Here is a 26,248-nt window from a genome sequence, read left to right as displayed (position 1 = left end):
TTTAGCGGTTAGGGGTCAGAAGTATAACCAAGAAGCATTCAGTTAGAAAGAAGAGAAAGGAGCTGGTGATGCTGCTGCCAAAAGCGAAGGCCTTGCAAAAACGGCTACACGAGGGGTTTAGCCAAATCGAAATAAAAAAAAGCCATGGCTATGACTTAGGTTGGGAAGATTGGGAAGCGCTTGGGCGCTGTTATTATTACCTGCGTGATGAACGAGCAACGGAGTATCTTCGGCAGACAGCCCTTTTAGTCGCCCAGCAACGGGTAAGCACGATCAATCCACATTCGCCTTCGTCGTTATTTAAGCATGCCGGAGATTGGTTTTATGCGGCAAATTTGTATCGACTCATTGGCGATCAAGCATCAATGCGTGCATGTATCGTGAAAATACGAGAACTCGAAGAGTCCCCAGTTTGGATTGAGTGGTCTGTCTATGTCGAATTCTATTGGGATCTGTTGGCCTTAGCGGCCCTGATGGAAGGTGATGCACCGCAAGCGATAATCTATGATGCGAAGATTGCTGCATTACCACAGCGTGAAAATCCCGACCGCCCATGGTCAGGTCGATTAGCGGAAGCCATCGTCCACGCTAATGCGCCAGCGATTCGGGCGATTGGAAGTGAGTTGCATGGCTTGTTAATTCGCTATCATGGCAAACCGTGGGATACCGACTATCTGAATTTGTGGGATTGGTACGAGTTTACTGATACCCTCGCCGATCAGCTTGAGGCCCAGCAATCATTTTGATCCACGAAGGGCACGAAGGACACGAAGGACGAAACCGCGAAGAGCGCGAAGCGCAAGAAGGCTAAGTTTTTTGCCACAGATGAGCACAGATTTTCGGGATTGATTTTTTGTACTCCCGCAGCCTTTAGACAAGAGCCTGATTAAAAAGATTTCTTCGTGCCCTTCGCGTTCTTCGCGGTTAAACAAGCTTTTTGATTTTTGACTTCTCCAACTCTCATCCCTCATCCCTCATCCTTCATCCTTCGGTTGCTCTGCGCCTCTGCGTTTAAATCCCGACCCCTATGTTCTATGCTCTTTGTTCTATGTTCTCTTCCATCCCTCATCCTTCATCCTTCATCCTTGCTTAGGCTGCTTGTTGTTCGCTGACCTGTTGAACTTTTTGCTCGCTCCATTGCCAGAGCTTTTCGGCGGCAGCTTGATCGTTGGAAATGGGGCTAGATTCACGGGGTTTCTTTTTGTCGAAATACAAGCCCGTGACATGATCAACTTCGGGCGAGGTGGCGAGATACAAGGTCGTTTCGGCCCCTTTTTCGGCGCTGATCGAGCCAAGATCCATCAACTTGCGCATCACAATCCCAAAAACGCCATTGTTGGCAGCAAAACCAGTTGAGACTACACCAGGATGCAAGCAGTTGACCGTAACATCAGTGCCAGCCAAACGGCGGGCTAGCTCTTTGGTAAACAGAATATTGGCCAATTTGGAACGACCATACATGCGCCAACCGCTCCATTTGCGCTTACCTTCGAGATCGTTGAAATCCATCGTGCCCATGCGATGGGCCTCGGAGGAAACATTGATGATACGGGCAGGAGCACTGGCTTTGATCGTATCCAGCAACAAATCGGTCAGCAGAAAATAAGCCAAATGATTGAGCGCCATGGTCAATTCAATCCCATCGGTGCTTTCTTGGCGGGCGCTGTAAAAAGCCCCAGCATTGTTGACCAAAATATGCAATTGATCGTGCTTGCTGAGAAATTCTTGGGCAGCGCGGCGCACCTCGGCCTGCTTGGATAAATCGGCCAGAATATAACTAACGTTGGGATTGCCCGTTTCGCGTTTGATCATCTCGGTAACGCCTTCGGTGCGCAAAGGATGCCGCCCAATAATCACCACCGTCGCGCCTTGACGAGCGAGTTCTAAGGCCGTCACCTTACCAATGCCACCAGTTGCCCCAGTGACCAAACAAACTTTACCCTTCATAGAGCCTCCATAAAAGCCACATATTACGTGTGCTACTAGCAGGATGCCGCGATTTACGCAGTGTGTCAAGCCACGGCAACAAATGCTAAAACAAAATGCCTCGTTCTTTAGCAAGAACGAGGCATCGATCCAACAAAACGCAATTTAGCTAGCCTTGGTTGTTGGTTGCTTGCCAGCGCGGCTGCGGGTGCTTGTGCGCCGAATCAAGGTTGGCATTGCGCCATCACGCACGGTTTCGGCAGTGATCACACAGCGCACAACATCGGTTTCCGACGGCAAGTCAAACATCACATCGAGCAAAATTTCCTCGACGGCGGTGCGCAAACCACGCGCGCCAGTTTTGCCAGCCAAGGCCCGTTCGACAATCGCTTCCATGGCATCGCTGCTAACTTCGAGCTGCACGTGATCAAGCGCCAACATTTTTTGATATTGCTTGATAATTGCGTTACGCGGCTCGGTCAAAATCCGCAGCATGGCAGCTTTATCGAGTGGCGTGAGCGCGGCAACGACTGGCATCCGCCCGATAAACTCAGGAATAAAGCCAAAGTGCAGCAAATCGTCGGGATTGACCAACGAGAGCAATTTCTTTGAACGTTCGATCCGTTCTTCTTTGACGATAGTTTTGCCAAAGCCCAAGGTTCCAGCACTGCCCAAGCGTTGGGCAATGTGGTGCTCTAAACCCTCGAAGGCTCCACCGCAGATAAACAGCACATTGGTGGTATCAAAGGGAATAAATTCTTGCTGTGGGTGTTTGCGGCCAGGCATTGGTGGCACATTCACCACGCCACCTTCAAGAATTTTCAGCAAGGCTTGTTGCACGCCCTCGCCAGAAACATCGCGGGTAATCGAAGGATTATCGGCTTTGCGGGCAATCTTATCGATTTCGTCGATATACAAAATGCCCATCTGTGCCCGCTCAACATCGCCATCGGCGGCCTGAATCAAACGCAACAGAATCGTCTCGACATCTTCGCCAACATAGCCAGCCTCGGTGAGGGCGGTGGCATCGGCGATGGCAAACGGCACATCGAGCATGCGTGCCAGCGTTTGGGCCAGCAAGGTTTTGCCCGAGCCAGTTGGCCCGACTAACAGAATATTACTTTTCTGAATTTCGACATCGGTATCGCCTTGAGCTTGGGCACGCAACCGCTTGTAGTGGTTGTAGACCGCAACCGCCATCACCTTTTTGGCCCGATCTTGGCCAATCACGTACTCATCGAGATGGTCGCGAATGGCGTGGGGAATTGGCAAAGTTGGTGGTAGGGTTGGGGTATTCGGAGCATCTTTACGCTCCTCATTGGCAATAATTGCGCTTAATAACTCAATGCACTCGTTGCAAATAAACAATGCCCCCGGACCTGTGACCAAGCGATCGACTTCATCTTGGCTCCGCCCGCAAAACGAGCAGTAATAGGTCGGTGGCATAAAGGCGGAATGCGCCATTGGAATTGCTCCCATTGGTGACGACGCGAGCCACGCTGCTCGCGTCATCATCCTTGTTGCTCAATTAATCTTGTTGCCCAGCTTCGATGTGGGTCGTAATTTCGTCAATGATACCATATTCTTTTGCTTGTTCTGGTGTCATAAACAAGTCACGGTCGAAGTCGCGGGCAATGCGTTCGATTGGCTGGCCGGTATCCTTCGATAGCAAGCCACGCACAATGTTTTGCAGACGCAACAACTCTTTAATTTGAATTTCGACATCAGGCGCATAGCCACGAGCGCCACCACCTGCTGGGTGCATGTGGATGGTTGAGTTGGGCAATGAATAGCGTTTGCCTTTGGTACCGCCAGCAAGTACTGGGGTAGCCATACTGCCAGCAAAACCAACACACCAAGTCGCAATATCGGGCGAAACCATTTGCATCGTATCGTAGATTGCAAGGCCAGCGTTTACTTCGCCGCCAGGGCTATTGATATAGATCGAAATATCGCGATCAGGATCATCGTGTTGCAAGAACAATAATTGAGCTACCAACACATTCGCAATTTGCGAATCAATCGGCGTACCGAGAATGATGATCCGCTCTTTGAGCAAACGTGAGTAGATGTCATAAACTCGTTCGCCGCGGCTGCTCGTTTCTACAACGTAGGGAACAACCATCGAGGGCGATTTCGCTGCCACAATGTCGTGAGCAGGTGAGAGCCATTGAAACCAGGACATAGCAAGCCTCCTTGCAACGGTGCGCGTCGGCGCACTTCGGTCGATGCATCTAGTCTACCCGAAAAACCTCGCGCATGGCAGAGGGCCGTTCTCTTGCATCCCAATATTAACACGATTCCAACACTTGTTCGCTGCCAGCATTCTGCTGGTTGATTATCCACCATTCAGCAGAACTACGCAACCACTCTTTAAAAGTATGAAGGATGAGGGATGAAGGATGAAGGAAAGGCAAAATGGTATCAGAAATCAAAAGTCAGAAGGCAAAAGGCAAAAAGAACATAGAACATAGAGCATAGAACATATGGCTATGGGCTGTTGGCTATGGTCTATGAGAACAAAATCACACGAATCTGTGCAATCTGTGGCTAAAAAATAAGTATTCGTGTTTTTTTAACGCAGAGGCGCAGAGAACCCATGGCTATGGGCTGTTGGCTATGGTCTATGAGAACAAAATCACACGAATCTGTGCAATCTGTGGCTAAAAAATTAATCTTCGTGCCCTTCGTGGATCAAAACCTGACCCCTCGGCTAATACAGATCAACCCGCCGATCGCGGAAAACTGGCAGGAAGTTGCGGGCCTTGGCAACAGTGTCGAGATCAACGGTCGCGGTCAGCAAGCCAGCTTGATCATCGCCCTCAACCAAGACCGTGCCCCATGGATCAATCAGCATCGAAGCGCCACCAAACTGGTTAGCGCGGTCGCTGCCAACCCGATTGCAGGCTATCACCACCGCTTGGTTTTCGATCGCTCGGGCTCCTAGCAAGGTGCGCCAATGTTCAATCCGCGCAGTCGGCCATTCAGCAGGAATAATAATTACTTCTGCACCCGCCAAAGCGTAGCGCCGAAACAGCTCGGGAAAGCGCAAATCGTAGCAAATGGCGCAGGCGCTTGTGCCCCAGGCAGCTTCAAAAACTTCTGCTTGCTGACCAGCACCCAAATATTGATCTTCGTTCATCAGGCCAATCAGGTGGGTTTTACGATAGTGATGTAGGCGTTTGCCTTGAGCATCATACAACGTGGCGGTGTTGTAAACCTGCTCGCCATCGCGCTCAAGCAGCGAGCCAACAATTGCCAGATGATGGCGCGCTGCCAAAACTGCCACTTCTTCAAACAAACCCTTGCCGAGCGGATCACTCAGCTCGTGAGCTTGCTCCAGCAGATAGCCAGTGCCCCACAATTCTGGCAGCACGAGCAAATCTGCGCCAGCCAGTTCGGCCTGCGCTGCAAGTTTGCGCACAGTTGCCAAGTTGGCGTCGCGATCGCCCAAAACAAGATCAATTTGGCCCAAGGCAACTGATAATTGCATCGCTGTTTCCTCTATTGGCCAGTGCTGCCAGCAGCAGGCGCAGGCATATTGCCATTAATATCGGGGAAGCCTTCGCCGTTATAGGCCCGCAGCACATCAACAACCGCAGGCAAGGCCAACGTCCCCGAACCATCACCTAAATCGCCAGTGCCTTCGAGCATCGCCAAAATCGCGACCTTAGGATTATCGAATGGCGCAAAGCCAACAAACCATGAGTGCGAACGCAAATATGGCCCTTCCGCATATTCGGCGGTTCCGGTTTTGCCCGCCAAATCCAGCCGATCAAGATCGGCGAGAATCGCGCCTGCTGGTTTGTTGTTGCTATTGGCAATCCGATTATAAGCATCGGAATCGCGCACCGAGCGCCGCATGCCTTCGCGAATCACGGCCCAATGCTCAGGCGCAAGATTAATCGTGTGTTCAATGACTGGCGTAAGCGTAATCGTATCGGTGCGGTTCAAATCGGTAATTGCTTTGACCACTTGCGGTTGATAAACCGTGCCGCGATTGGCGGTGGCGACGGTCGCACGCAGCAATTGCAATGGCGTAACTTGCACATCACCTTGGCCAATCGCCGCAATATAGGTATCGCCAACGCCCCAGCGTTCGCGGCGCTGCTTCTTCCACTCTTTGTTGGGAATAATCCCCGAATCTTCGCCAGGCAAGTCGATGCCAGTTAATTTATCGAAGCCAAATTCGCCTGAAACCGTCTCGTATAAGCGATCAATCCCCAAGCCGCCTTTAATTTGGGGATCGTTTGGCTTGAGGTTGGTTACGTAATCAGTCCCGCCAGCAACCGTGTTGAAAAAGACGTTTGACGAAACTTTCAAAGCATCAGAAACATTGATCAAGCCATTGGCACGGCGGTTGGAGTTGGGATATTGGTTGGTCAGCGCTTCGTTATATTCGTTGCGCACAAGCAAAAAGCCCGGGTCTTGAATCCGCGTATCGGGGTTGATAATATCGCTATCCAAAGCGGCAGCAGCGGTAAACTGCTTGAAAGTCGAGCCAGGTGGATATTTACCAGCAATCGCCCGATGCAGCAAAGGCGTGTTTTCTTCATCAGTAAATAAATCGGTAATTTCCTCGACCTCGCCGCGATTGAAGGCATTGTTATCGTAGGCTGGCAAGCTGACCGAGGCCAGCACAGCGCCAGTATTCACATCCATCACCATAATCACACCTTTGTTGATGCGATCATAGGAGGCATATTTAACTTGATCTTTGCCCGGCGTATTGGCTAAGCGCATGCGGCGTTGGTCGGCAATATCGAGCCATTTTTGCAAAATCTGCTCGCTATCACGTTGCAAATCCATATCAATATTCAGAATCAGATTCTTGCCATCTTCCATTGGTTGCAACACCTTTGGCTCGCCGACAATCCGATCCCACACATCGACCGAGATTTGATTGGTGCCAAGTTTGCCGCGCAAGGTTGATTCGTAATAATTTTCGATTCCATCAACCCCAATCAAATCACTTTCCAAGTATTGGCGCGGGCCATCTGCATCATTCAAGGGATTGTAACGCGCCAGTTGCTTATCGTTAATTCGAATCATATAGCCCAATAAATGCGAAAGCGATTTGGTTTCGGCGCTCAGCGGGTAATCACGCTGGAAACCATCGACAACCCGCACGCCGGGCAAAGCAAGCGCATTTTCACGAATTGCCAAGGCCACATCATTGGGAATATTTTTGGCCACCGGCACAACCAAATACGATGGCAAATTGGCTTTGGCAAGGGCTTTTTCCACGCCTGGCTGCAAGGTAATCACATCGGTATAGGCTTTGCTCAGTTGCAACGCAGTCAAGGCCTTGCCCATTGGCACCGTCACCGTAATCGCTTGATGCGGCGCAAAGCTTGTATCGGCGGGCAAAATTGGCGAAATGCCATAGACTGCCGCAGCCAAAGCAGGATCTTCCTGCATTTTGGTGGTTGGCGAGAGCGTAAAGGTATCGCTGAATGGCAACAGCATACTCAGCCGCATATAGACAGCGTTGCGATCGGCGCGTTTGCGCGGCAGCGATTCAGCTTGAATGCCTAAGAGCGAGGTTGGCACCGAGGCGGCGAGCAGGGTCGTGCCATCGCTGGCAAAAATCTCGCCTCGTTGCGGCGCAATATAATCGTGGCGGGTAATATTTTGCTCAATCGAAGCCCGCGAGGTTGCAGCGCTACTGCCAAATTGCAATTGCTGCAAACGGGCGAGCAAGGCAATGAATATAATTAAGCTCACGACCCGTAAGCCGATCAGGCGACCGCGCATATGGGTTCTCCTTGATGATAAAGTTTAGTGGCGAATTTGCCGTTCGTTCCACCATTGCAAAACGAGAAACGTCGGCAAAACCCCAATCGCATTGATAATCATGGCTGGCACAAGCACCACAATCGCCCAACTCAGCCAATCGTCGGTGCCACCGCGAAACATTTGGGTAATCAAATGATACAGCGGCGTTGCGCCGATTGTGAGCAAGAGCGAGGTTGGCCATGTATCAGGCGGAAAGCGCTCGGCGGCGAGGCTACATAGCCAAGCAACCAGCAATAAAGCCAAGGCATGGCTACCAAAGGGCGAATAGCCGACCACATCGATTAACAAGCCGCCATACATAGCGATTGCCGCGCCCTTGGCGGCGTCAGCAAGCAACGTCCAACAAACCACCGCTAACAACACCAAATTCAAGTGGGCATTGAACACAGTTGGTAAAAGAGTCGTCTGCACGATAACGGTTAATCCAACGCTTGTTGCCAACCAAAGCTGCCCACGCAGCCGCTCGCTTAATCTTCGCCGACGATAATCCATACAGTCCGCACCACATCAGGATCAAAATATGGTTCAATATCGGCTTGTTGGCCGTGGCCATCGGGGCGAATTGCGCTCACGCGACCAATTGGCACATCAGGCGGAATCCGCGCTGCAGGCGCATCAAAGGCTAGGGCTTTGCTAATCCCAGCGGTCAATACATCGTCGCCAACCTTAAATTTCGCATCACGATCGATATGGCGCATAATCAGGCGTGAGCCAAGCTGCCATTGCCCAAGCACATCGCCCATTGGTTGGCTAATGATGCCGCCTTCTTGCTCGTTAGCAACTTGCGCTAGCACTTGGCCACTAATGACCGAGCGTGAATCAGTAATGAGCAAGACCGTGGCATTATGTTGGCTCACCGTATCGACCAAGCCAATCAGCGCATCGGGGCTACCATTGACGTGCGAGACGACCGGCATGCCCACGGCCAAGCCATCGGCGGTGCCACGATCAATGCTAATTAAGCGATTGCCAGCATCAGCGGAGCGACTGACCACGTTGCCAATCACGGTGCGCCAGCCATAGCGTTCGCGCATGCCTGCGGTTCGGCGCAAGGTTGCGTTTTCGGCGGCGGCGCTGCGCAATTGCAGATTTTCGTTTTCAAGCTCGGTTACGCGTTGTTGCATGGCCGCCAAATCTTGGGCTGCCTGCGACGAACCGAAAATGCCGCCAAAGGTATCACTAATTGCTAAACGAATATTCGTCAAGGTTCGAGTAACAGGTGTCAAAAAGCGGGCCGTGCTCGCAGTAACCGGAGTCAAAATGCCCCGTTGATCGAGCAATAGTAGCACAACCACAATACAAGCCAGCCAAATAATGAGCTTGGTGGCACGTTGGGCATTGCTTGAACGATTTAACATGGCTACCCGCGTTTGATGCGACGCGATTCTTGCGAACGCCGAATCGTGTCACGGTATTTATCAAATTCTTCGATCATTTTGCCAGTGCCACGAGCCACACACGAAAGTGGATCTTCGGCGATGTGGACTGGCATTTTGGTTTCAGCGGCAATCCGGCGGTCTAAGCCGCGCAACAGCGAGCCGCCACCAGCCAAGGTAATGCCATGTTCCATAATGTCGGCGACCAGCTCTGGCGGAGTTTCTTCCAAGGCGGTGCGCACTTCGGAAACAATATTAGCAACTGGGCCAGCGATACCTTCGCGCAACTCAATACTGCTAATTTCAATCGCTTTGGGCAAGCCAGTCAGCAAATCGCGGCCCCGCAAGGTGACTTTGATTTCTTCTTCGAGTGGGTAGGCGGAGCCAGCGGCAATTTTGGCTTTTTCAGCCATACGCTCGCCAATCAGCAAGTTATATTCGCGGCGAGCAAAGGCGATCACTGCTTCGTCGATTTCGTCGCCAGCGGTGCGCAACGAGTGGTTAATCACAATCCCACCCAGCGAGATCACGGCAACTTCGGTTGTGCCGCCGCCAATATCAACAACCATTGAGCCAGTTGGTTCGGTTACAGGCAAGCCTGCGCCAACCGCAGCGGCCATTGGTTCTTCGATGACATAGGCTTCGCGGGCACCAGCGTTCATCGCAGCGTCACGAGCAGCTCGTTTTTCCACATCGGTCACGCCCGAGGGCACGCCGACAATTACCCGTGGGCGGCCAGCAATGCTTGCGCCAACGTGCTTGTGGGCTTGGTCGAAAAAATATTTCATCATCTTTTCGACCACATCGAAATCGGCAATTACGCCATCGCGGAGTGGACGAACTGCGACAATATTGGCTGGGGTTTTGCCGACCATGGCTTTGGCCGCAGCGCCAAAAGCTTGGGGAATCCCCGTGCGTTTATCAATGGCCACCACTGATGGCTCGGAAATTACAATGCCTTTGCCGCGTAAATAGACTAAAGTATTGGCGGTGCCTAAGTCCATACCAATATCGCGGCTAAATGAGCGAAAAAATGATCTAAACATATATGGTGCGATGATCTTTCTGCTGCAGCGCTCGCGTGGATGGTTGGCAGGAAGTCAAGGTGCAGGCCGGAGCCACAAGCCCCGCAAGCGGGCATTTAATCCAAAAAAGAAGGGCTTTTGGCCCTCGTATAAGCGCCATTATAGCATAATCAGATCGGGCGAGACCCGTGTTAAGCTGATAGCTAGCTGATAGTACGGCGCTAAAAACGCCATCGCCGAGGATTTTGCCATGATTCGAGTTGCAATTGTTGAAGATCAACGGATTGTTCGCGAGGGCCTGATTGCAGTTTTGGAGGATGAAGCCAGCATTGCGATTGTGGGTGAGGCTGCCAATGGCCAAGAAGCGCTGCATCTTTATGCCCAAGAACTACCAGATGTCGTATTGATGGATTTGCAAATGCCGGTGATGGATGGCCCGACCGCAATTGGTCAGCTGTGCCAACGCTGGCCCCAAGCCAAAGTGCTGGTGCTCACCACCTATGCCACCGATGAGTTTATTTGGGCGGCTTTGCGGGCGGGTGCCAAGGGCTACTTGCTCAAGGATGCTTCTGCTGATGAGTTGGTTTCGGCAATTCAAGCGGTTGCCCGTGGCATGACCCATCTTGCGCCCGATATTGCCGCCAAACTGGTGGCTGGCGTGAGCAATCCCCAGCCAGAATCGTTGACGCCGCGCGAGTTAGAAGTGCTGCACCTGCTGGGCCGTGGGCGCTCCAACAGCGAGATTGCGCTAGAGCTTGATATTGCGCTGCGCACAGTCAAAGTCCATGTGCAAAACATCTTGGGCAAGCTTGGCGCAACCAACCGCACCGAGGCCGTCAGCATCGCCGTGCGCCAAAAACTGATCAGCCTGACGTAAAAGGATGAAGTATGAAGTATGAGGGATGAAGGAAAGTCAAAAGGCAAAATTACGCTTGAAACCGCGAAGGACACGAAGAACGCGAAATTTTAACGCCTTCGTGCGCTTCGTGTCCTTCGTGGATCAAAAGCCAATAGCCTATAGCCTTCGTGGTTAGGCCTCGTTGATGATGCGCAGCGCTTCGCTGATGTGTTTGTTGAAATTGAGCATCGACGAGAAAATATGCTGAATCGTGCCCTTTTGATCGATGATATACGTTACGCGGCCTGCCAAAATACCCAAGGTCGTTGCACCATAGAGCTTGCGCACCGTGCCATCGCGATCGCTCAACAAGGTAAATGGTAGCCGATGATTGGCGGCAAACTGCTCGTGCGATTCAACTGAATCGCTGCTAATGCCAATCACTTCAGCTCCAGCCTGTTTGAATACCTCGTATTGGTCGCGAAAAGCACACACTTCGGCCACGCAGCCAGCAGAATGATCCTTGGGATAGAAAAACAAAACGATTTTCTTGTGGCCAATCAGGCTTTGGAGATCGATCATTTGGCCAGCTTGGTTGGGCAGGCTAAACGCTGGAGCTTGATCGCCAACGCTCAGTTTGCCAGTGGTTGCAGTCGCCATCTTAAAAACTCCCCACTAAAATTTAGGCTTGTTGCAGAATCCGTAACGATTCGTCAATATGTTTTTGGGCATTCAAGCGTGATGAGAAAATATGTTGAATCGTGCCTTGCGGATCGATAATGTAGGTGACGCGGCCAGTAAAAATGCCCAGCGTGGTTGCGCCATAGGCTTTGCGCACCGCACTATCGCCATCGCTCAGCAAGGTAAACGGCAAGCGCTGTTTGGCCGCAAATTGCTTATGCGATTCAACCGAATCGCTGCTTACGCCAATGACTTCGGCGCCTGCTTGCTTGAATACTTCATATTGGTCGCGAAAAGCACAGACTTCGGCCACGCAAATCAGCGAATCATCTTTGGGATAGAAAAAGAGCACAATATGCTGCTTGCCCAGCAAATCGTTGAGATCGACGATTGCGCCATTTTGGTTGGGCAGCCGAAAGTTTGGGGCGCGGTCGCCTATTTGTAGTTTGCCAGCGGTTGCGGTCGTCATTGGGCGTTGCTCCACGATTAATCACTATTCACTCATACTATTATTGCAAGCTACTTTCCTGTTTGGTTTCCTTAGTTCATTCCCAGTTCATACAATTTTGGTTTAAAATGCTGGCTAGGTGATTTTGGGTTGGGAATGGCGATGCAACGATGCTATTATTTTTTGGGCCAGCCGCAAATTTTCTACAACCAGCAATTGATTAACCTGACCAATGCCAAGGCCATAGCGTTATTGGCCTATTTGGCATGCCAACCACAGCCACAGCCGCGCGAACGCATTTTGGGTTTGCTCTGGGCCGAAAGTAGCAGCAGTGCGGCGCGCAAAAACTTGAGCAATTGCCTTTGGCTGTTGCGCCAACAACTGGGCAACGATTGCATTCGCAGCCACGATGATCGTTTGAGCTTGGGCAGCGAGTGCTGGAACGATCTGCACACATTATGGCAATTCGATCAGCCTGATCTCACAAAGCTGCTTGGATGTTATCGTGGCCCATTGCTCGATGGCCTGAATTTGCGCGATGCGCCAGAGTTTGAATTGTGGCTGCTGCAAGAGCGCAATCGGCTGCATCAGCACTATCTGCAATTGCTTGAACAGGGGTTGCAACGCTGCGATGATTGGCATCAAAAACTCCAGCTTGCCAGCCATGGCCTGACGATTGATCCGCTGCATGAGCCATTTGTCCAAGCGGCGATTCAAGCGTGCTTGGCGCTTGATCAACGGGCCAATGCCTTACAACACTACACCAATTTCCACTATCAACTTGAGCAACAACTAGGCTTGGATCCAGCAGCAGCAACCCAAGCGCTGCGGATGCAAATTCTTGGCTCGCCAACGAGCGCACCGCTTCAACCGCCACACTTGCCCACTCCAACCAACAAGGCCCAATTAATTGGCCGCGAGCGTGATTACGCGTTGTTGCATCAAGCGTGGCAAGCCAGTTTGCACCAGCAACTCCAAGTTGTATTGCTCACTGGCGAGCTAGGGATTGGCAAAACCAGCTTGTGGCAAACATGGCTGGGCCAAATTCGCGAAGTGCATCGGGTGATTGTGGCTCGCGGGCTGGAAATTACCCAATTGCTACCATTTGCGCCATTTTTAGCCTGGACCGACCAAACTGCATTGTTGGATTGGCTGTTTGGCGCACAATCACCATTAGCGCCCTACTGGCAGAGCGAGTTGGCGCGCTTGATTCCCGATTTTAAGCAACGCGAGATTGTGCCGCCGCTGAGCACTGCCACGCCCGCCGAAGAACGGCGGCGAATTTTCGAGGCCATGGTGCAAGTGTTGATGCTCTTTGCCGATCAGCCTTTGGTGTTGGTGCTTGACGATGCGCATTGGGCCGATCAACTTTCGCTTGGTTGGCTGGGCTTTGCTGCGGAACGCTTGCAATCCAAGCCAGTGCTGATTATCCTGACCTATCGAGCTAATCAGGTGCAAGGTGAATTGGCCAATTTGATTTGGCATTGGCAACGCAACCACATCGCCCAACGCCATGAGTTGCAACCGCTGAGTGCCAGCGAAAGCGCCCAATTGGTTCGCCAACACGGCGGTGATATGCAACGCAGCACCCAACTTTATCAGCGCAGCCGGGGCAATCCCTACTTTTTGCATGAATTAATCCAAGCTCCCAGCGAGCAAATTCCTAGCTCGTTGGCTGATGTATTGGGCTTACGCTTAATCAGTTTGCCGAGTGCTGCCCAAGCCTTGCTCTCAGCCGCCATGATTTTGGGCATCAACAGTAAGCTAGAATTGTTGCAACAGGTCAGCCATTGCGACGAAGATCAAGCCCTCGATATGCTTGATCTCTTATTGCAGCAAGGCATTTTGGCTGAGCAAACGGGCCAATATCAAATTGCCCACCCGCTGATTGCTGAAGTTTGGCAGCAACAGCTTAGTACGGCGCGGCGCCAAGTGTTTCATCGGCGGGCTGCCGAAGCTTTGGCCGCCAGTTATGCGGGTATGTTGCCACTAGTGGCGGTGCAATTGGCCAGCCATTATGAAGCTGCGGGCAATGCCCACGAAGCAGCGCGCTACGCAGAAATGGCTGGCTATCATGCCTTGATTATGGCCTCGGGCCAAGCAGCAGTCACACTCTATCAACGGGCGCTTAGCTTGGAAACAACGCCGCTGCGCATGCTTGGGCTTGGTCGAGCCTGGGCGTTGGAGGGCGATGTGCTCGCGGCGCGTGCTAGTTTCGACGCAGCCCGCCAAGCCTTCGAGGCATTAGGCGATTTTGCAGGCGCAGCCCAAGCCAGTCTCCACCTAGCAGCGAGTTATCAGTAGAAGTTGAGGATCGGGTGTTGGAGGTCGGGGATCGGAAGGTTTTGATCAACAAATTGCACAAACGATAGGAACCGCGAAGCGCACGAAGAGCACGAAGAACGATTTTTTAGCCACAGATTGTTTGGATTATCCTGCTATACCCCACATTTCATCCTTCATCCCTCATACTTCATACTTTATCTTTTCTCTCTGCGCCTCTGCGTTAACGGATTGATCCACGAAGCGCACGAAGAGCACGAATGATCGTTCTTTTAGCCACGAATTGCACGAATTGCACGAATGATCGTTCTTTTAGCCACAGATTGTCACAGATTAGCCCAGATGATTTTTTCATACCCTATAGCCAATAGCCCAAAGCCAAGAGCCTATCGTCCAATCCCCGACCCCTGATCCCCAACCCCCAACATCCTATGTTCTATGTTCTTTGCTCTCTGTTCTCTATCATAGCTTTACAATAAAAAACGTTTGACAAGCATCTTTGATGGCATATATACTACACAAAGCCCGTTGGCAACCCCAAGCGGGCTTGTAGTGTGCTGAAAGGCTGGTGCGCGGTGTCTCAAGAACGGCTCGCAGCGTTGCGGATGCTTTTTGAAGCAGCCCAAATTGATGGATTGTTGGTGGTCAATAGCCAAAATCGGCGGTATCTGAGCGGGTTTAGTGGTTCGGCGGGCGTGTTATTAATTGATGCTCAACGGGCATTATTAATTACCGATGGCCGCTATACCGTGCAAGCAGCGCAAGAGGCCAGCCACTTTGAAACCATCACGCGCACGCTTGATGAAACGTTGTATAGCTGCGTTGGCCGCTATGTTGCGCCAATCAAGCGTTTGGGCTACGAGCCAGCGACACTCAGCGTTGCCGATTACAATGCTTTGCGCCAAGCCTTGCCTGCTGATGTAACCTTGGTTGCCATTGGTTCGTTGACTGAGCAACTCCGCGCGATCAAGAGCAGCGAAGAAGTTGCGGCCTTGCGTCAAGCAATTAACATTACCGATCAAGCCTTGGCAGCAGTCAAGCCAATGTTGCGCCCAAGCATGCTCGAACGTGAAGTTGCTTGGGAATTGCATAAAGCGATTGTGGAGCATGGCGGCGATGGCTTAGCCTTTGAGATTATCGTGGGTGCTGGCCTGAATAGTGCCTTGCCCCATTATCACGCTGGCAACGCGCCACTTGGCCAAGGTCAACCGATTGTGATTGATTTTGGCGCGCTGTATGCTGGCTATCATGGCGATATGACGCGCACCCTCGTGCTGGGCCAGCCCGATGCCAAATTCGACGAAATTTATGGCATTGTGCGCCACGCACTTGCGGATGCCACCAACGGCATCACCGCCAACACCACAGGCAAAGAGGCTGATGCTTTGGCACGCAATGTCATCGAGGCCTCAGGCTATGGCGAATATTTCAGCCATGGCACTGGCCACGGGGTTGGCTTGCAGATTCACGAAGAGCCACGGCTCAGCCGCGTGCACAACGATCTGCTGCCAGTTGGCTCAATTTTCAGCATCGAGCCGGGTATTTATCTGCCCGATTGGGGCGGCGTGCGGCTCGAAAACTTGGTTCTGCTCAATGCCAATGGCGTTGAAACTCTTACACAGTCACCACTTGACCCGATTATTGTGATCGAGCAAGCCTAAAATTTATTACAACCCAAAGGGAGTTTTTGTATCATGGTCTCAACAGGTGAAGTACGCAAAGGTCTAACCCTCATTATTGATGGTGAATTGTTCCGCGTGATGGAAGCTAACCACGTTAAGCAAGGTCGTGGGACGGCATTCTTGCGCCTGACCTTACGCAATGTCCGCACCAGTGCCACCACTGTCAAAACCTTTATGGCTGGCGAACGCTTCGAAGTAGCCCGCTTGTCAACCCGCAATGTGCAATATCTCTACCGCGAAGATAACTACATCTACGTGATGAACACCGAAACCTACGATCAATTCCCCGTCAGCGTGGATTTGCTCGAAGATGCCTTGTTGTACATTCGCGAAAACGAAACCTTCGATGTCTTGACCTATGAAGACGAAGTATTGGACATTTCGTTGCCATCATCAGTCGAGATGACGGTAGTCGAAACCGAGCCAAACTACAAAGGCGATACCGCTTCAGGTGGCGGCAAGCCTGCAACAACCGATACCGGTTTGGTGGTCCAAGTGCCATCATTTGTCGCCGTCGGCGAACGGATTCGGGTCGATACCACCAACGGCAAGTACCTCACCCGGATCTAGGTGGAGTTGCGCCGCGTAGTTTAAAGCTGATCATCACGGCGCTGGGCACGTTCCCTGCGCCGTCGCCATTTCTAAAAGTGTAGTTGAGGATGTTAGCCCATGAGTGAGCAAACGCCAGAACATAATTTACTCACCGAGGATGTGCGTGAGTTGCTCCGTTTAATCACCCAAACCGATATTACCGAGTTGAGCCTTGAGCGTGGCGATGCCAAGATTCATGTCAAGCGCACGCCCTATGCTGTGGCGGCCCCAGTCGTGGTGACCAGCGGCGTAGCTGCGGCTCCTGCTGCCAGCAGCGCCGAAACTCCAGCTGCATCAATCGGCCAGCCAATTACCTCGCCCATGGTTGGGACCTTCTATGCCTCGCCATCGCCCAAAGATCCACCCTACGTCAAAGTTGGCGATGAAGTGCATCCAGGCGATGTGATCGGCATTGTCGAAGCCATGAAGATGATGAACGAAATTGAAAGCGAAATTCATGGCCGCGTCGCAGTCATTCACGTTGAAAATAGCCAGCCAGTCGAGTATGGCCAAGTGCTGATTTCAATCGTGCCGCTTGATTAAGTTGCAAAATATTCTTGGGAGGGTTAAGGCATTAATGTTTACAAGAATGTAAGCTTCGCCACCCTTCCGTCCCTCCCCTGGAGGGAAACGCAGGGGGTTTTCATCCCCCTGCACCCCCTAAAGGACAATTTGTGCATTGTAATCATAGAATGATCTACGTGAAATACTATTTTGGAACGTGGGTTAACTCAGTGGTTTAACAATCGACGATTGTTTTTTTGGCTAATTCCTCGTACAATTGTGCTACTATCCTCAGTAAGCAGGCCAAGCCATGGAACAACTTTCAGTCAGTGAATTATGTGGGTATATCAATGCGGTGCTCACCAGCGATCCCGTCGTCAGCGACGTTTGGGTCTTTGGCGAGGTTTCCAATTGCAAACGCCATTCATCGGGCCATTGGTATTTAACGCTCAAGGAAGCCGATGCGCGGATCGATGCGGTTATTTGGCGGTCAACTGCCTTACGGCTTAGCTACCTCCCGCAAGATGGCATGGCAATTTTGGGCCATGGCAAAGTCGAGCTGTATAACGGACGCTTGCAACTGTATCTCGATTTCATCACCCCTGCTGGCGAAGGCCTTTTGCAAGCTCAATACGAACGGCTCAAAGCCCAACTCGAAGCCGAAGGCTTAACCGAGCGCAAACGCCCTTTACCACTTTTTCCGCAACGCATCGGTATTGTTACCTCGCCTACTGGCGCGGCTTTGCAGGATATGTTGAATGTGCTGCGCCGTCGCTTTCCATTGGCCGAAGTTATTATCGCGCCAGCCCTCGTGCAGGGCGAAGATGCAGCGCCATCAATTGTCGAGGCCTTGTATGAGCTGTTCGATTTCGAGCCAGATGTGATTATTGTGGCCCGTGGCGGTGGCTCAATTGAAGATCTCTGGGCCTTCAACGAAGAGATTGTAGCCCGCGCGGTGTTTGCCTCGCCAGTACCAGTCGTCACGGGCGTTGGTCATGAAACAGATACAACGATCGTTGATTTTGTTGCCGATTTGCGCGCGCCAACGCCTTCTGCCGCCGCCGAGTTGGTCACGCCCGATTTGGCCACGCTGCGCGATGAATTGATCAATCAGGTTGGGTTATTGCATGGTTTGTTCCAAGGACGTTTGCAATTGTTGCGCAGCGAACTCAACCAGCAGCAACAACAATTGCTCCGTCACGATCCCCAATTGCGCTTGCAACAAGGCCATGAGCATATGACCATCCAGCAACAGCGCTTGCAACGCGCCATGCAACGCATGCTTGAAATGGCTCGTTTGAAAGTGCAAGTTGCTGAGCGTAGTTTAGTGGCACTCAATCCCGAACGCACCTTGGCCCGTGGCTATGCGGTGGTGTTGCACGCAGGCCACGCCATCACCAATCGCAACCAAGTTGCGGTGGGCGAAACAATCAGCATTCAACTACATCACGGCCAAATTCAGGCCACAATTGATGAGCTGCGAGATTAAGCGATGTTATTAGCCAGCCTCAAAGTCAAAGCACCAACCGCCGATGATCGCGAGCAATTTCCGTTGAATGTGCCAGCAATTCAGGCCTTGATTGACCATGAAATCGATTTTACCGCGCCAGTCACGATTATTGTTGGCGATAATGGCTCTGGCAAATCGACTTTTTTAGAAGGCTTGGCGGTGGCTGCCCGTTCAATCGCTGTCGGCACCTACGATCTTGAGCAGGATCAAAGCCTGACCTCAGCCCAACGCTTGGCGAGATATTTGCACCTGAGTTGGCGCAAGCGCTCTGGGCGAGGCTTTTTCCTGCGGGCTGAAGATTTTTTTGGCTATGCTCAGCGCTTGAATCAATTACGCATCGAGGCTGAAATTGGCTTGCGCGAGGTCGAAGCCGATACCACGCTTTCGCCATTGGCTCGTGCTCAAGCCCGCCAAACCCATTCGCGTACCTTGGGCGAGCTGCGCCATCGTTATGGCGAGGGTCTCGATCACGCTTCGCATGGCGAGAGTTTTCTGCGTTTGTTTCAATCGCGTTTTGTGCCCAATGGCTTATATTTGCTCGACGAACCTGAAGCACCATTAGCGCCCATTCGCCAATTGAGTTTGTTGGCGCTCATACGTGATGCAGTTGAGCAGCAACAAAGCCAATTTGTGATTGTAACCCACTCGCCGATTATTATGGCCTATCCCAAGGCCCAGTTGCTGCAAATTAGCGCAGCGGGCTTGCAACCAATTGAATATAACGCAATTGAGCATGTGACGTTGTTGCGCGATTTTCTCAACCAGCCTGATCGCTTTTTACGTCATTTGTAGAAATGGGGGTTGGGGAATAGTTGTTGGGGATCGGTTTTGATCCACGAAGGGCACGAAGCGCACGAAGGACGGAAACCACGAAGAACGCGAAGAACACGAAGATTATTTTTTAGCCACAGATCGCTCGATAGCCTCAAGCCTATAGCCCTATATTCTATACTTTTCATCCCTCATCCCTCATCCTTAATATGCCTCTGCGTTAAAAACCACGAATACGTATTTTTTGCCACAGATTACCCAGATTTGTCTGATGCTGTTCTATGCCTTTCATCCTTCATCCCTCATCCCTCATCCTTAATATGCCTCTGCGTTAAAAAATAATCCACGAAGGACGCGAAGATTCGTGCTCTTCGTGTCGCTTCGTGGATCAACAACTAACGAGTAGATTTAGCCGCGGAAGCCGCCACCACGGCGGTCGTTGCCACCTGGGCGTGGGCCACGGTCGCCACCTTCACGAGGGCGGTCGCCTTCAGGGCGTGGGCCGCGATCTCCCTCAGGGCGTGGGCCACGGTCGCCACCTTCTGGGCGTGGGCCGCGATCGCCACCTGGACGTGGGCCGCGGTCGCCGCCGCCACCATTACCACCGCGTGGGCCGCCTTTGCTGCTGCTGCTCTTGCGTTGTTCAGCAGTTTCGCCAGTGAGAATTGCGCGGCGTGAAAGGCTGAGCTTGCCAGTGCCTGGCTCAACATCGATCACCATCACAGTCAATTCGTCGCCAATTTTGACCACATCTTCGACGTTTTCGACCCGTTTTTCATCGAGTTCGGAAACGTGAACCATGCCATCTTTGCCTGGCAAAATGTTGACGAACGCGCCGTATGGCATAATCCGTACAACTTTACCAGTGAAGATTTCGCCAACTTTGGCTTCGCGGGTCAAGCCTTCGATCAACGATTGAGCCAAGCGTGCGCCATCAGCGTCAGGCGTGGTCACGAATACGCGGCCATCGTCTTCAACGTCGATTTGAGCGCCAGTTTGCTCGATAATTGAGCGAATCGTCTTACCACCAGGCCCAATCAAGGCACCGATCTTCGATGGCTCAATTTGCAGGGTGATAATCCGTGGGGCAAATTGCGAAATATCATTGCGCGCAGTGTTGATAATTTCATTCATCTTATCGAGAATGAACACGCGGCCTTGGCGCGCTTGCTCGAAGGCTTGCTGCATAATTTCGTAGGTGATGCCTGTGGTTTTGATGTCCATTTGCAGCGCGGTGATGCCAGCACTGGTGCCAGCAACCTTGAAGTCCATATCGCCCAAGGCATCTTCCAAGCCTTGGATGTCGGTCAAGACGCTGAATTGGCCAGCTTCTTTGCCAGTAATCAAGCCCATTGCTACGCCAGCAACTGGAGCTTTAATTGGAACCCCAGCATCCATCAAAGCCAACGACGAGCCACAAACTGAGGCCATCGACGATGAACCGTTGGATGCTAACACTTCCGAAACCAAGCGCATGGTGTAAGGGAATGAATCTTTTTCTGGCAACACTGGCACCAAAGCCCGTTCTGCCAACTTGCCGTGCCCAATATCGCGGCGACGTGGGCCACGTGAAGGCCGAGCTTCGCCAGTCGAGAAGGCAGGGAAGTTGTAGTGGTGCATATAGTGGCGGGTGGTTTCAATTCCCAAATCGTCAAGGCGTTGTTCATCGCCAGGCGAGCCAAGGGTTGCCACGGTCAGCACTTGGGTTTGGCCACGGGTAAATAAGCCCGAGCCGTGAACCCGAGGCAACACCCCAACATCAACAGCGATTGGGCGAATTTCGTTGACCTTACGGCCATCAACCCGAATGCCTTGCTCAAGAATTGAAGAGCGAACTTCATTTTTAACCAAGCCATCGTAGGCTTTGGTAACGGTCTTAACGCGAGCAGCCAATTCTTCTTCGGTTGCACCAGCGCTGAATTTTTCGAGCACTTCAAGCCGCAAGGCATCGGTTGCATCTTCGCGTGCAGTTTTGTCGCTGTTGTTCAAGGCTTCTAAGAAGCGATTGCCCATCCAAGCTTTGATTTCATCTTGTAGGCTGGTATCGACGACAGGAGCCACAAATTCTTTTTTGGGCTTGCCACATTTTTCGGCCAATTCAAGCTGGGCTTGGATAACCGATTGCATGGCTTCGTGACCGCGCTTGACTGCTTCGAGCATTTCAGCTTCGGTCAATTCGTAGGCGCTGGCCTCGACCATCATTACTGCTTCGCTGGTGCCAGAAACAACCAAATCGAGCCGGCTATTTTCCATCAAGCCCATCACGGGATTGATTGCAAAAACGCCATCGATATGGCCCATTTGCACTGCGGCAACTGGCCCAGCAAATGGAATATCCGAAATCACCAAGGCTGCCGAAGCGCCAATAATTGCCAAGGGGCCTGGATCATTCACTTGGTCGGTTGAAAGCGTGGTGATCGAAACCTGCACATCATTGTAATAACCTTTGGGAAACAAAGGCCGCAATGGGCGGTCGGTCAAACGCGAGGTCAAAATCGCGGTTTCGGTTGGTCGGCCTTCACGTTTGAAGAACGACCCTGGAATTTTACCAGCGGCGTACATTTTTTCTTCGTAATCGACGGTCAAAGGGAAGAAATCAATCCCTTCGCGTGGTTCATTTGAAGCAGTAACTGCTGCTAACAAGACCGTATCGCCGTAACGAACTAAAACTGCGCCATTGGCCAACTGAGCAACGCGGCCTGCTTCAATCGTCAATGGGCGACCTGCAAGCTCCACCGTTACACTATGAACTTGATGTTCAGTCAAAATATGCCTCCAAACACCCCACTTGGGTGCTTCACAACGTGGATCGTTAGGCACTGGAGCCTGCACAGCAACATCGGTCACTGTTCACGCGCCAATTCCTAACGTCCACAAAACCATCAGTGCGCCTCTTTACTGCAATCATTGAGCCAACGAGGCGTTATTGTGGCTCAACACAAAAACGTCTGGGAGCAACTGTACTCCCAGACGTGTATTTTAGCATGCTTTGCAAGCAAACACTTTACCCAATTTAGGCTTTGATCCGCAGACCCAAGCGTTCGCTGACAGCGCGGAACCGAGCATTGTCTTTTTTGCTCAGGTAGGCCAACAAGCGACGGCGACGACCAACCAACTTCAGCAAACCACGACGTGAGTGGTGATCTTGCTTGTGCAATTTCAAGTGCTCGATTAATTGGTTGATGCGGTCGGTCAAAAGGGCAATTTGCACATCTGCCGAGCCAGTATCTGTTTCGTGCAGTTTATAGTTATTGATAACGGTTGATTTTTCTTGATCCAGCGACACGGTGTGCCTCCTTGTTAATTGGGCATGGGAATGCCGGTTTTCCCACCCTTCCCTGTGCAACGTCATTCGCGGCACATTGGCTGCGAGTATACCAGCAAAATCGATTCTGTGCAAATCGATATGTCAAGCCGATTTAACATTTCGGATGAGAACTGGATGAGAATCTTAAGCGAAATAGCTCATGCTAATGCGCTAAAAGCCATATGGTACTGGTTTATAGCCTTAACCACTCCCTTCTCTCGCCCATTGATTGATCACGACCCTTCCGTCCCGCCTCAAGGCGGGAGACGCAGGGGGCTTTACCCCCCTGCACCCCCTAAAAGGACAATCCGCGTTTGAACCACATCCAGTGATGAACCTACAGATTTGGTGGTGAGCAGCGTAAACCAACGTTTGGAAGAAGGTTGGGGTGCGAGAATGCACATGCTGCCAATCCAATGAACCAGTACACGCTAAAAGCCTCATTGCTGCTAACCTTGGTAGTTGTAGCAATGGGTGCTGCGCACTAAGCCCGTAGCTGGCTCAAACCCACAGGCCTCGTAGAGTTTCGCCGCCGCTGGATTATTGGTGTATAAACTGATTTTGGCAAAATGACCAGCTGCATGCTTCAGGCTGTGCAGCACAAGTTGTTGGGCCAAGCCATGCCGCCGCCACGCAGGCAACACATACACATGGCGAATGCGGCCAATTGTCGCTGTCGGTTGATAGGGATCGATGCTGATGCCGCCAATTGCCCGCAAACGCTGGCCTTGCCAAATGCCCCAAAAGCCTTCGCCTGGCTGCGAAAACGTTTGGACTCCACTTTGCCACTCGTCATACAGTCGTTGCACCATGCTATAGCCTTCGGCGCTGCTGGCGGCAATCAACGGCGCTAATTCGGCCAAATGCTGCTTGGTAAATGATCGTAACTCTTGCATTGCTCAGCTCCTCGATTAAGCAAATAGCCCTTGCAAGCCTGCCAATTCATTTTTAGGGTCGCGCTGCATCAAATCAAGCCCTGCCTGTTGCGGCGATTTGCCTTCAAACAACACACGATACAATTCATCGGCAATTGGTAATTCGACATTATAGTGTTGGGCCAGTTGGCGCGCAGTGGCGGTGGTGTTCACGCCTTCGGCAACTTGGCCAAGCTGGGCCAACGCAGTTTCCAGCGATTGGCCCCGAGCAAGCGCTTCACCCAAACGGCGGTTGCGGCTATGTGGCGAGGCACATGTAGCAATTAAGTCGCCCAAGCCTGCCAAGCCAGCAAAAGTCAGCGGATGCGCACCCCGTGCCATACCCAAGCGAGTCATCTCGGCCAAACCTCTGGTGATAAAGGCCGCTTTGGCATTATCGCCCAATCCCATACCATCGCAGATACCAGCTCCAAGCGCCACAATATTTTTGAGTGCGCCGCCAAGCTCCACCCCAATCACATCGCTTGAACGATAGATGCGCATTAATGTGGTGGTGAGCAAGCTTTGCGCCCGCTGACCAGCCTGATCATCACTTAAAGCCACAACAGTGGTCGAGGGCAAGCCTTGGGCAATTTCGTTGGCGATATTTGGCCCTGAGAGTGTGCCAATCAAGCCGCGTGGATGGGTGCTGAGTGCCTCGGCCAAGACTTCGCTCATCGTTTCAAGGCTGCCAGTCTCGATGCCTTTGGCGCAGCTAAGCACAATTGTGTCGGGGGCAAGCAGCGGCGCAAGTTGTAGCGCATTGCTGCGAATCGTTTTGGAAGGCACGGCCAACAAAATAACTTGGGCTTTGGCTGCGAGCGCCGGCTCAAACGCCAAGCCCAAATTGGCAGGAAAGCGCTGCCCAGGCAAAAAACGGCTGTTTTCGCCAGCAGCTTGCAGTTGCTCAACCTCTGCTTGATTACGGCCAAACAGCGTGACATTGCGCCCGCCACGCGCCAAAACCAAGGCCAAGGTTGTGCCCCAATTGCCTGTGCCGATGACTGCTACGTCAAGCCGTTGAATCATAGTTGTGCCTCCCAAATATTGCGATTCAGCTCTTCTTAGCATACCATTAGTCGTAGGAGTCCCACATTGAATCTAGCTAAACCAGCGATTGCAAGCTGTGCTCCAAGCCCACGATTTTGCCATTCTGCTGGCAGGGCCATGCTGAATGTAGCGAAATGTTTACAGCAATTTGGGGCTAAACAGCGGTAAAATCAAACCAGCGACAAACTTGCAATTAGCAGCAAAAGGTGGTCTGGAATGGCACCAGAAACAATTTATCTCGATCATGCAGCGACGACTGCAACTGATCCAAGGGTCGTTGAGGCGATGTTGCCCTATTTCAACACAGCCTACGGCAATCCATCAAGCATCTATCGGCTGGGCCGCGCCGCGCTCGAAGGCGTAGACGAGGCCCGCGAAACTGTCGCCAGCTTGTTGGGCGCAAAACGCAAAGAAATTGTGTTTACCAGCGGCGGCTCCGAGGCCGATAATCTGGCGATCAAAGGCGTGGCGTTTGCTCAGCGTGACGCAGGCAAAGGCAATCACATCATCACCAGCGCGATTGAACATCACGCGGTGCTGCATGCGGTTGAATATCTTGAACACTTTGGCTTTGAAATAACCATCTTGCCAGTCGATAGCACTGGCTTGGTTTCGGTTGCCGATTTACGGGCTGCAATTCGCCCAACCACGGTTTTGGTCAGCATTATGGCGGCCAACAACGAGATTGGCACAATTCAGCCAATTGCCGAATTGGGCGCGGTCTGCCGCGAACACGATGTGCTGTTTCATACCGATGCAGTGCAGTTAATCGGGGCACAACCAATTAATGTTAAAGAATTGAATGTTGATTTGTTGAGCCTAACGGCGCATAAATTTTATGGGCCAAAAGGGATTGGTGCGTTGTATATGCGGCGCGGCGTGCCAATGCTGCCGTTAATTAATGGTGGCTCGCAGGAACGGCGTTTGCGGGCGGGCACCGAAAATGTGCCTGGGATTGTTGGCTTGGCCAAGGCCTTGCAACTTGCGGTCGATGAACTGCCCCAAAGTGTCAGCCACATCACCAGCCTGCGCGATCGGCTGATTTCAGGGATTGAAGCAACAATTCCGCATGTGTATCTGAATGGTCATCGCACCCAGCGTTTGCCGAATAATGTCAATATTTCGTTTGACTTTATTGAGGGCGAGAGCATGCTGCTGTTGCTTGATCAACAGGGCATTTATGCTTCAAGTGGCTCGGCCTGCACCAGCGGCTCGCTCGACCCATCGCATGTCTTGATGGCTTTGGGAATTAGCGCCGAACGCGCCCATGGCAGCCTGCGCATGACCCTTGGCCGCGATAACACTGCCGAGCAAATCGAGCGCGTATTGGAATTATTGCCACCCATTGTTGAGCGCTTGCGGGCGGTTTCGCCGATGTATCGCCATTTCTTGGCTGAGCAAACTGTCTATTAAGCAATCAATTAAGAGCGGTTTGGGTCTCACCACCCTTCCGTCCCGACTCAAGGCGGGAAACGCAGGAGGATTTAATCCCCCTGCACTCCCTAAAGGGCAATTTATGGCTGGCAATCGTGTTAAATAGGAA

General features: G+C 51.9%; 23 protein-coding genes. 9 read left to right on the top strand and 14 right to left on the bottom strand.

Annotated features, from left to right (window positions below; all coding sequences use genetic code 11):
• Positions 1–68 precede the first annotated feature (68 nt).
• Positions 69–746: a hypothetical protein gene (locus SE18_RS17135; protein WP_054535683.1), complete on the top strand. Its 678-nt coding sequence runs from the start codon at positions 69–71 to the stop codon at positions 744–746.
• Between the two features lie 343 nt (positions 747–1,089).
• Here SE18_RS17135 and SE18_RS17125 read toward each other — a convergent pair whose 3' ends face one another.
• From SE18_RS17125 to SE18_RS17090, 8 genes are all read right to left on the bottom strand, one after another.
• Positions 1,090–1,947: an SDR family oxidoreductase gene (locus tag SE18_RS17125; protein WP_054535681.1), complete on the bottom strand. Its 858-nt coding sequence runs from the start codon at positions 1,945–1,947 to the stop codon at positions 1,090–1,092.
• 144 nt (positions 1,948–2,091) lie between these two features.
• On the bottom strand, positions 2,092–3,390 hold the full coding sequence (clpX, locus tag SE18_RS17120; RefSeq protein WP_054535953.1) for an ATP-dependent Clp protease ATP-binding subunit ClpX: 1,299 nt from the start codon (positions 3,388–3,390) through the stop codon (positions 2,092–2,094).
• A 64-nt stretch (positions 3,391–3,454) separates the two neighbouring features.
• Positions 3,455–4,111: an ATP-dependent Clp protease proteolytic subunit gene (locus SE18_RS17115; protein ID WP_054535680.1), complete on the bottom strand. Its 657-nt coding sequence runs from the start codon at positions 4,109–4,111 to the stop codon at positions 3,455–3,457.
• Positions 4,112–4,639: 528 nt separating this feature from the next.
• A complete protein-coding gene (locus SE18_RS17110; RefSeq protein WP_083469973.1) occupies positions 4,640–5,419 on the bottom strand; it encodes a carbon-nitrogen family hydrolase in 780 nt (259 codons plus the stop codon).
• 11 nt (positions 5,420–5,430) lie between these two features.
• On the bottom strand, positions 5,431–7,683 hold the full coding sequence (locus SE18_RS17105; protein ID WP_054535679.1) for a penicillin-binding transpeptidase domain-containing protein: 2,253 nt from the start codon (positions 7,681–7,683) through the stop codon (positions 5,431–5,433).
• Positions 7,684–7,707: 24 nt separating this feature from the next.
• Positions 7,708–8,217 (bottom strand): rod shape-determining protein MreD, encoded by a 510-nt coding sequence (gene mreD / locus SE18_RS17100; protein ID WP_054535678.1) that lies wholly within the window; start codon positions 8,215–8,217, stop codon positions 7,708–7,710.
• Positions 8,193–9,083: a rod shape-determining protein MreC gene (mreC, locus tag SE18_RS17095; RefSeq protein ID WP_054535677.1), complete on the bottom strand. Its 891-nt coding sequence runs from the start codon at positions 9,081–9,083 to the stop codon at positions 8,193–8,195. Before mreC ends, mreD begins: the two co-directional genes overlap by 25 nt.
• Positions 9,084–9,085: 2 nt before the next feature.
• The gene (locus SE18_RS17090; protein WP_054535676.1) at positions 9,086–10,147 is read right to left on the bottom strand and encodes a rod shape-determining protein; all 1,062 of its coding nucleotides are present in this window, start codon (positions 10,145–10,147) and stop codon (positions 9,086–9,088) included.
• A 229-nt stretch (positions 10,148–10,376) separates the two neighbouring features.
• Between SE18_RS17090 and SE18_RS17085 the strand changes: the two genes are divergently transcribed.
• On the top strand, positions 10,377–11,003 hold the full coding sequence (locus tag SE18_RS17085; protein WP_054535675.1) for a response regulator transcription factor: 627 nt from the start codon (positions 10,377–10,379) through the stop codon (positions 11,001–11,003).
• A gap of 153 nt (positions 11,004–11,156) precedes the next feature.
• On the opposite strand, the gene SE18_RS17080 is transcribed toward SE18_RS17085, so the two are convergent.
• Together SE18_RS17080 and SE18_RS17075 are read right to left on the bottom strand one after the other, a co-directional pair.
• Positions 11,157–11,624: a peroxiredoxin gene (locus SE18_RS17080; protein ID WP_054535674.1), complete on the bottom strand. Its 468-nt coding sequence runs from the start codon at positions 11,622–11,624 to the stop codon at positions 11,157–11,159.
• Between the two features lie 22 nt (positions 11,625–11,646).
• Entirely contained in the window at positions 11,647–12,114 is a 468-nt protein-coding gene (locus SE18_RS17075) for a peroxiredoxin (protein WP_054535673.1), read from the bottom strand.
• Between the two features lie 141 nt (positions 12,115–12,255).
• Here SE18_RS17075 and SE18_RS17070 point away from each other — a divergent pair, with 141 nt between their 5' ends.
• The 6 genes from SE18_RS17070 to SE18_RS17045 all read left to right on the top strand — a co-directional run bounded on the left by SE18_RS17070 (position 12,256) and on the right by SE18_RS17045 (position 19,455).
• Positions 12,256–14,397, top strand: a complete 2,142-nt coding sequence (locus SE18_RS17070; protein WP_054535672.1) for an AAA family ATPase — start codon at positions 12,256–12,258, stop codon at positions 14,395–14,397.
• Positions 14,398–14,951: 554 nt separating this feature from the next.
• Entirely contained in the window at positions 14,952–16,037 is a 1,086-nt protein-coding gene (locus tag SE18_RS17065) for a M24 family metallopeptidase (protein WP_054535671.1), read from the top strand.
• A 33-nt stretch (positions 16,038–16,070) separates the two neighbouring features.
• Positions 16,071–16,628, top strand: coding sequence for an elongation factor P (efp, locus tag SE18_RS17060; protein ID WP_054535670.1), 558 nt, complete (start codon positions 16,071–16,073; stop codon positions 16,626–16,628).
• Positions 16,629–16,727: 99 nt separating this feature from the next.
• Positions 16,728–17,192: an acetyl-CoA carboxylase biotin carboxyl carrier protein gene (gene accB / locus SE18_RS17055; protein ID WP_054535669.1), complete on the top strand. Its 465-nt coding sequence runs from the start codon at positions 16,728–16,730 to the stop codon at positions 17,190–17,192.
• A 271-nt stretch (positions 17,193–17,463) separates the two neighbouring features.
• Positions 17,464–18,642, top strand: coding sequence for an exodeoxyribonuclease VII large subunit (gene xseA, locus SE18_RS17050; protein WP_054535668.1), 1,179 nt, complete (start codon positions 17,464–17,466; stop codon positions 18,640–18,642).
• A gap of 3 nt (positions 18,643–18,645) precedes the next feature.
• Complete coding sequence (locus SE18_RS17045; protein WP_054535667.1) at positions 18,646–19,455, top strand: AAA family ATPase; 810 nt, start codon at positions 18,646–18,648, stop codon at positions 19,453–19,455.
• Positions 19,456–19,842: 387 nt separating this feature from the next.
• Here the strand turns inward: SE18_RS17045 and pnp are convergent, their stop codons facing one another.
• The 4 genes from pnp to SE18_RS17025 form a co-directional block, all read right to left on the bottom strand.
• A complete protein-coding gene (pnp, locus tag SE18_RS17040) occupies positions 19,843–22,200 on the bottom strand; it encodes a polyribonucleotide nucleotidyltransferase (RefSeq protein ID WP_054535951.1) in 2,358 nt (785 codons plus the stop codon).
• A gap of 247 nt (positions 22,201–22,447) precedes the next feature.
• Positions 22,448–22,720 (bottom strand): 30S ribosomal protein S15, encoded by a 273-nt coding sequence (gene rpsO / locus SE18_RS17035; RefSeq protein ID WP_054535666.1) that lies wholly within the window; start codon positions 22,718–22,720, stop codon positions 22,448–22,450.
• A 470-nt stretch (positions 22,721–23,190) separates the two neighbouring features.
• On the bottom strand, positions 23,191–23,637 hold the full coding sequence (locus SE18_RS17030) for a GNAT family N-acetyltransferase (RefSeq protein WP_054535665.1): 447 nt from the start codon (positions 23,635–23,637) through the stop codon (positions 23,191–23,193).
• Between the two features lie 15 nt (positions 23,638–23,652).
• The gene (locus SE18_RS17025) at positions 23,653–24,684 is read right to left on the bottom strand and encodes an NAD(P)H-dependent glycerol-3-phosphate dehydrogenase (RefSeq protein ID WP_054535664.1); all 1,032 of its coding nucleotides are present in this window, start codon (positions 24,682–24,684) and stop codon (positions 23,653–23,655) included.
• Between the two features lie 237 nt (positions 24,685–24,921).
• On the opposite strand from SE18_RS17025, the gene nifS reads away from it, so the two are divergent.
• A complete protein-coding gene (gene nifS, locus SE18_RS17020; RefSeq protein ID WP_054535663.1) occupies positions 24,922–26,118 on the top strand; it encodes a cysteine desulfurase NifS in 1,197 nt (398 codons plus the stop codon).
• Positions 26,119–26,248: the final 130 nt, after the last annotated feature.

Origin of the sequence: Herpetosiphon geysericola, from assembly GCF_001306135.1 — a bacterium.
GTDB classification, from domain to species: Bacteria; Chloroflexota; Chloroflexia; order Chloroflexales; family Herpetosiphonaceae; genus Herpetosiphon; species Herpetosiphon geysericola.
Note: the sequence above shows the minus strand (reverse complement) of the source record. Positions and strands in the feature narration are given on the sequence as shown.

Excerpts from the sequence above, each read along its gene's own strand:
- SE18_RS17105 (WP_054535679.1), bottom strand. The coding sequence starts at position 7,683 with ATGCGCGGTCGCCTGATCGGCTTACGGGTCGTGAGCTTAATTATATTC.
- xseA (WP_054535668.1), top strand. The coding sequence starts at position 17,464 with ATGGAACAACTTTCAGTCAGTGAATTATGTGGGTATATCAATGCGGTG.
- SE18_RS17090 (WP_054535676.1), bottom strand. The coding sequence starts at position 10,147 with ATGTTTAGATCATTTTTTCGCTCATTTAGCCGCGATATTGGTATGGAC.
- SE18_RS17075 (WP_054535673.1), bottom strand. The coding sequence starts at position 12,114 with ATGACGACCGCAACCGCTGGCAAACTACAAATAGGCGACCGCGCCCCA.
- SE18_RS17085 (WP_054535675.1), top strand. The coding sequence starts at position 10,377 with ATGATTCGAGTTGCAATTGTTGAAGATCAACGGATTGTTCGCGAGGGC.
- SE18_RS17030 (WP_054535665.1), bottom strand. The coding sequence starts at position 23,637 with ATGCAAGAGTTACGATCATTTACCAAGCAGCATTTGGCCGAATTAGCG.
- SE18_RS17080 (WP_054535674.1), bottom strand. The coding sequence starts at position 11,624 with ATGGCGACTGCAACCACTGGCAAACTGAGCGTTGGCGATCAAGCTCCA.
- accB (WP_054535669.1), top strand. The coding sequence starts at position 16,728 with ATGAGTGAGCAAACGCCAGAACATAATTTACTCACCGAGGATGTGCGT.
- SE18_RS17110 (WP_083469973.1), bottom strand. The coding sequence starts at position 5,419 with ATGCAATTATCAGTTGCCTTGGGCCAAATTGATCTTGTTTTGGGCGAT.
- SE18_RS17115 (WP_054535680.1), bottom strand. The coding sequence starts at position 4,111 with ATGTCCTGGTTTCAATGGCTCTCACCTGCTCACGACATTGTGGCAGCG.
- efp (WP_054535670.1), top strand. The coding sequence starts at position 16,071 with ATGGTCTCAACAGGTGAAGTACGCAAAGGTCTAACCCTCATTATTGAT.
- mreD (WP_054535678.1), bottom strand. The coding sequence starts at position 8,217 with ATGGATTATCGTCGGCGAAGATTAAGCGAGCGGCTGCGTGGGCAGCTT.
- SE18_RS17135 (WP_054535683.1), top strand. The coding sequence starts at position 69 with ATGCTGCTGCCAAAAGCGAAGGCCTTGCAAAAACGGCTACACGAGGGG.
- SE18_RS17025 (WP_054535664.1), bottom strand. The coding sequence starts at position 24,684 with ATGATTCAACGGCTTGACGTAGCAGTCATCGGCACAGGCAATTGGGGC.
- clpX (WP_054535953.1), bottom strand. The coding sequence starts at position 3,390 with ATGGCGCATTCCGCCTTTATGCCACCGACCTATTACTGCTCGTTTTGC.
- SE18_RS17045 (WP_054535667.1), top strand. The coding sequence starts at position 18,646 with ATGTTATTAGCCAGCCTCAAAGTCAAAGCACCAACCGCCGATGATCGC.
- SE18_RS17125 (WP_054535681.1), bottom strand. The coding sequence starts at position 1,947 with ATGAAGGGTAAAGTTTGTTTGGTCACTGGGGCAACTGGTGGCATTGGT.
- mreC (WP_054535677.1), bottom strand. The coding sequence starts at position 9,083 with ATGTTAAATCGTTCAAGCAATGCCCAACGTGCCACCAAGCTCATTATT.
- nifS (WP_054535663.1), top strand. The coding sequence starts at position 24,922 with ATGGCACCAGAAACAATTTATCTCGATCATGCAGCGACGACTGCAACT.
- SE18_RS17070 (WP_054535672.1), top strand. The coding sequence starts at position 12,256 with ATGCAACGATGCTATTATTTTTTGGGCCAGCCGCAAATTTTCTACAAC.